Origin of the sequence: Pseudoroseomonas cervicalis ATCC 49957, assembly GCF_000164635.1 — a bacterium.
Classification (GTDB): domain Bacteria; phylum Pseudomonadota; class Alphaproteobacteria; order Acetobacterales; family Acetobacteraceae; genus Pseudoroseomonas; species Pseudoroseomonas cervicalis.
In genome coordinates, this window is the sequence record NZ_GG770778.1 from 577124 (window position 1) to 579953 (window position 2830).

Sequence of the window (2830 nt, forward strand, 5' to 3'; positions counted from 1 at the left end):
GAGGGCTTCGCCGCCGGCTTCGCCGCCACGCTGCGGCGGCCGGGGCTGGCGCGGCTGCTGCTGCTCTCCGGCCTGATCCAGGCCAGCCACGCCGCCTATTACGGCTTCTCGGCCATCCACTGGGGCGCGGCGGGGCATTCCGCCACCGTCATCGGCCTGCTCTGGGCCGAGGGGGTGGTAGGCGAGATCGCCCTGTTCCTGCTGGGGCGGCGGCTGCTGGCGCGGCTTGGCCCCGGCGGCCTGGCGCTGCTGGCGGCGGGCGCCGGGCTGCTGCGCTGGCTGGTGCTGGCCTCCACCACCTGGCTGCCGGCGCTGGTCGCCACGCAATGGCTGCACGCGCTGAGCTTCGGGGCGCAGCACCTGGCGGCGATGCACCTGCTGCTGGCGCTGGTCCCGCCCGCCCAGGCCGGCACGGCGCAGACGCTGCACGCGGCGCTCGGGGTCGGGCTGCTCAGCGGGCTGGCGACGCTGGCGGCCGGGCCGCTCTATGGCCGCTTCGGCGGGCTGGCCTTCCTGGCCATGGCGCTGCTCTGCGCGCTGGCGGTGCCGCTGGCCCTCTCCTTCCGGCGCCGCGCGGCCTGAGGGGGAGGCGCCCCCGCCGGCCAGGGCTCAGGCCAGGCTGGGGGCGGGGGGCGCCAGCACCGCGGTCGGCCAGGCCGGGGCTGGGGCGCTGACCCAGGAATCGCCATCCCAGCGGCGCGGCTCGATGCGCGCCTGCCCGTCCTGGATGGTGATGCGGTTATAGGCGTTGGGCTCGCCGCGCAGCCGGGTCGAGATGGCCGAGCCCGCCTGCACCACCAGCAGCTCCGGCCGGGTGTGGCCGGAGGCGGTCTCCGCCGTGCCGGTGCCGCGATGCAGCCGGACATAGCCCCGGTGCAGGTGGCCCGAGAGGATCAGCCGCACCCCGGCCCGTTGCAGCACCTCCAGCGCCGGGGCGGCGCGGTGCGCCAGCGGCGTGTCGGGCGCGTCCTCCGGCGCCAGGAAGGGGTGGTGGGCGACGACGATGCGGAACAGCCCGGGCGGCAGCTCCTCCAGCCGGCGCAGCAGGCGCTGCAGCCGGTGGCGCTTCACCCGGCCCTCCTCCCAGGCCAGGTGCGGCGCGGCGCGGACCACCGTGTTCAGCCCGATCACCGCCAGGTGGTCGTCGCGCCAGAAGGGCTCGGTCTCGCCGCCGACGAAGCGGTGCCAGCGGCCGAACGGGTCCAGGAAGCGCTCCCAGGGCCAGTAGTTGGTGATGTCGTGATTGCCGGGCACGACGATCTGCGGCGCCTTCAGCGCCGACATGAAGGCGCAGGCGGCGCGGTACTCGCGCGAGCGGGCGCGCATCGTCAGGTCGCCGCTGATGACGACGAGGTCGGCCGGCTCGGCGTTCAGCGTGTCGATCAGCGCCGCCGCGACGCGCTCGTCCACCCGGCCGAAATGCAGGTCGGAAATATGGTCGATGCGGCGCAGGGTCATGCCGGGAGCTCCTCCGGGACGGGCGGGCGGGCGAGATCCGGCGCGGCCTCGCGGCGCGGCGCCAGCACGCGCAGCGCGCCGGGATGGATGCGGTAGTGCAGCGGGGTCGCCAGCAGCAGCGCCTCGCCATCGTTCATCACCCGCAGGTGGCGATGCCGGCTATGGATGGAAAGGGTGTCGGCGCGCCAGGAGAGCAGCGCGTCGCTGCGGCGCCACTGCCCGGCGGCCATGGCCAGCAGCATGCGCAGGATCCAGCCCAGGCCGAAGCCGCGCGCCACATGCAGGCTGAGCGTGCCGCCATCCAGCACCGGGCGGTGGAACAGCTTGCCCGGCGCCTCCTCATAGGCGTTGTTCACCACCGACAGCGCCCGGGTCCAGACCCGGCGCAGCCGCTTCCCCTCGGCCAGCCGCAGCGCCAGGCGCTGCGGCGGGTGGCGCCAGAACAGCCGCAGGGCGGCGATGCCGAGCCGCCAGCGCGCCGCCAGCCGGCCATCGCCGCGCAGCCGCTCGCGATGCTGGCCGATGCGGTTGGGCAGGCCGATCACCGACTGGCAGAGGAAGGGCTCGCCATTCACCTCGGCCAGGTCGATGGCGCGGATCTCCGCCTGGCCAAGCGCCAGCGCCGCCGCCTCCGGCGCCAGCGGCAGGCCGAGGTCGCGCGCCAGCAGGTTCATGGTGCCGAGCGGCAGCACGCCGAGCGCGACCCCGGTGCCGGCCAGCCGCGCCGCGGCGGCGCGCAGCGTGCCATCGCCGCCGCCCACGATCAGCACCGGCGCGCCCCCGGCCAGCGCCGCGTCGAGCCGGCCGGCGAGGTCGGGCGCCGCATCCCCGGGCACGGTGTCGAGGGTGAAGCCGGCCTGGCGCAGCGCCGCGACGATGCGTCCGGCCAGCTCCGGCTGGCCCAGCAGGGTGCCGGAGCGGGGGTTGAGCAGGAGGGTCGCGCGCATGCCGGGCCTCGGTTGGGTGCGCGGCTAATGCGGCCCGGTGGAGGCGGGTTGCGACGCTTCAGCCATCCTTCACACCTGCGGGATGACACTGCCGTCATCGGGATTTGGAAAGGGGTAACAATGCGCGCGCGCGGATCGGTGGTGTCGCTGCTGGCGGCGGTGTTTGCCGTGCCGTTGCTCGGCTGCCTGGCGCTGGCCGGGCTGCTGCTGCAGGACTCCCTGGCGCGGCTGGGGGAGGCTCGCACCGCCGTGGCGGTGGCCGAGGTGGACCGCGTGCTGTTCCGCGCCAGCCAGCAGGTGCGGCTGCTGACCGGGCCGCTCGGCACCGCGCTGCTGTCGCAGGAGGATGCCCAGGGCGCCGTGCGCGACGGGAGGGCCGAGGCCGAGCGCTGGCTGGGCGCGGCGCAGCAGGCCGCCGCCTCGCT

At 75.9% G+C, this 2830-nt stretch carries 4 protein-coding genes; 2 read left to right on the top strand and 2 right to left on the bottom strand.

The window, feature by feature from the left end:
• A partial coding sequence (locus HMPREF0731_RS09760) for an MFS transporter (RefSeq protein WP_007003942.1) occupies positions 1-582 on the top strand: 582 nt, incomplete at its 5' end.
• Positions 583-609: 27 nt separating this feature from the next.
• Here HMPREF0731_RS09760 and HMPREF0731_RS09765 read toward each other — a convergent pair.
• Both HMPREF0731_RS09765 and HMPREF0731_RS09770 read right to left on the bottom strand, forming a co-directional pair.
• Positions 610-1458, bottom strand: a complete 849-nt coding sequence (locus tag HMPREF0731_RS09765) for a metallophosphoesterase family protein (protein ID WP_007003943.1) — start codon at positions 1456-1458, stop codon at positions 610-612.
• Positions 1455-2405, bottom strand: a complete 951-nt coding sequence (locus tag HMPREF0731_RS09770; protein WP_007003944.1) for a diacylglycerol/lipid kinase family protein — start codon at positions 2403-2405, stop codon at positions 1455-1457. Before HMPREF0731_RS09770 ends, HMPREF0731_RS09765 begins: the two co-directional genes overlap by 4 nt.
• A gap of 120 nt (positions 2406-2525) precedes the next feature.
• Between HMPREF0731_RS09770 and HMPREF0731_RS25260 the strand changes: the two genes are divergently transcribed.
• Positions 2526-2830, top strand: a 305-nt coding sequence (locus tag HMPREF0731_RS25260; RefSeq protein ID WP_007003945.1) for a hypothetical protein, incomplete at its 3' end; no start/stop codon positions are given.

Coding starts and splice junctions, on each gene's coding strand:
- HMPREF0731_RS09765 (WP_007003943.1), bottom strand. CDS start 1,458: ATGACCCTGCGCCGCATCGACCATATTTCCGACCTGCATTTCGGCCGG.
- HMPREF0731_RS09770 (WP_007003944.1), bottom strand. CDS start 2,405: ATGCGCGCGACCCTCCTGCTCAACCCCCGCTCCGGCACCCTGCTGGGC.